Origin of the sequence: Trichlorobacter sp., from assembly GCF_030247655.1 — a bacterium.
GTDB lineage: Bacteria > Desulfobacterota > Desulfuromonadia > Geobacterales > Pseudopelobacteraceae > Trichlorobacter.
The window spans coordinates 1-1,714 of record NZ_JAOTRZ010000355.1; the positions used below are offsets into that span (position 1 = coordinate 1).

2 protein-coding genes and 1 pseudogene are annotated in these 1,714 nt (G+C 52.0%); all 3 read left to right on the top strand.

From position 1 onward, the window contains the following. Positions 1 to 320 (top strand): annotated as a pseudogene (locus tag OEL57_RS16625) (glycosyltransferase); the annotation flags it as partial. A 278-nt stretch (positions 321 to 598) separates the two neighbouring features. Next, a complete protein-coding gene (locus OEL57_RS16630; RefSeq protein ID WP_300742050.1) occupies positions 599 to 1,219 on the top strand; it encodes a hypothetical protein in 621 nt (206 codons plus the stop codon). A gap of 21 nt (positions 1,220 to 1,240) precedes the next feature. Beyond that, a complete protein-coding gene (locus OEL57_RS16635; RefSeq protein WP_300742052.1) occupies positions 1,241 to 1,705 on the top strand; it encodes a hypothetical protein in 465 nt (154 codons plus the stop codon). Positions 1,706 to 1,714: the final 9 nt, after the last annotated feature.

The window sequence follows — 1,714 nt, forward strand, 5'->3', positions numbered from 1 at the left end:
TCATTGAGCGCACCGTTGATCTGCGCTGCAAACTGTTTACACTTCCCTACGGTGATCAGGCCATCTTTGTCACCAACACAGCCCTGCAGAAAGTCGGTGGTGTACCGACCATTCCGCTGATGGAAGATGTTGAGCTTGCCCGCAAACTCTGCAAGGCAGGCTACACTTTCACCCTGTTGCCAGACCGGGTCAGCACCTCTGCCAGACGTTGGCAGAAGGATGGCATCATTCGGCGTACCCTGCATAATTGGTCATTACTACTGCGTTATCTGCGTGGCAGCAATCCTGAAAAGCTGGAAAAATTATACCGCCTTAATTGACAGCGGTCTGTTTTGTGCTACACAACGGGAAGGCAATATAGATTTATATGCATACCCGAAGGAATCAACGTGAGACAAGTGGTATCCATATCCTGCATGCGCTGTTCACCGTCATTTCCGCATTTTCTGCAGGGCCAGACAAAGCTAAAAACAAAGGAAGAGCTGATCAAACTACTGGATAGTATGCGACCGGAACAGATCATGAAGTAGCGAGGAGAAAAACCATGTTTCGACCTTTTCTGCACATTCTTTTATGTATCACAAGCCAGCTGCTCACCATGGGCGTATACCCCGTTCTCGCCCTGGAAGCGGTGGGTAGTCAGCATGCAACAGCTGGCCACCTCCAGCCCGCTATCATCAAATTCAACCGCAACATGCCTCCCAATGCACTGCAGGGAAGGCCAGATACTGATCTGGTGGAGCTTTCCAGCGGGAAACGGATGAAGGTTGGCGATATACGCCGCTTGACCTCCATTGCACATAAAAACAGGACAACCGCCCCTAAATCACTCGAACCGCAGGCATTGAAGCTGAAACCTGCCGCAACCGGAGGCATAGCCATACGCGGTAAAAACGATCTTCAGGCAGCCATGCAACGACCCGATAGTGAGACCGTGGTACTACCTTCAGGCAAACGCACCACCGTTGGTATGCTGCGGTTACTCCAACCTCAGGTCGAAGAGCGGCGTCAGCAGTTGCGCGTAGCCAACAAACCGCGCCCGGATCTATCCGGCCCCGCAGTCAGAATTAGCGCCGGGACTGACTGGTATGCGCTTCTGAAACAACCCGACAGCACCGTGCTTGAAACCGCTCAAGGGAAACGGATCACCGTGGGTGAATTGAAGCAGACTCTGGCAAATTCAGGTAAGCAGCCCGTTGCTGCACCACATATCCGCTAAGGCGACAAAGGAGACACTACCATGAAACTATCCGTCATCCTTCGACGCTCAATATTTTGTCTGTTACTTTTGCTGAATCTGATTGTGTTCACTCCGCAGCAGGCTGCTGCTGACAGCTTTGACGACATGATCTGGCTACTTACGAAAGTCGAGCAGGCCAGTGGCCCTGTCTTTCCGATCAGTATTCAGGATATCCAGGCATCCAAGGGATACATCAACTGTCTGGTCAATGCCGATAATGACATTGATGTAGCGGTCTGCACAGATACCTTCCATGACACGAAACTAGGCCAGCAGGCTGCCTCTGAATCCGGCATCCCCTCCTGGTTCTGGGATTTTCTGGATCTTTATATCGACATTCGCACTGGTGATATTTGGGGCGCAGTCGAACACCTGGGTAAAGCGGCCCTCTGCCTGATCGCGCAAGTCCTGGCGGAGGGTTATGATGTCTGCGGCCTGATTGAAGAACTGGCCGGGCTTGGCTAAACATTGCTT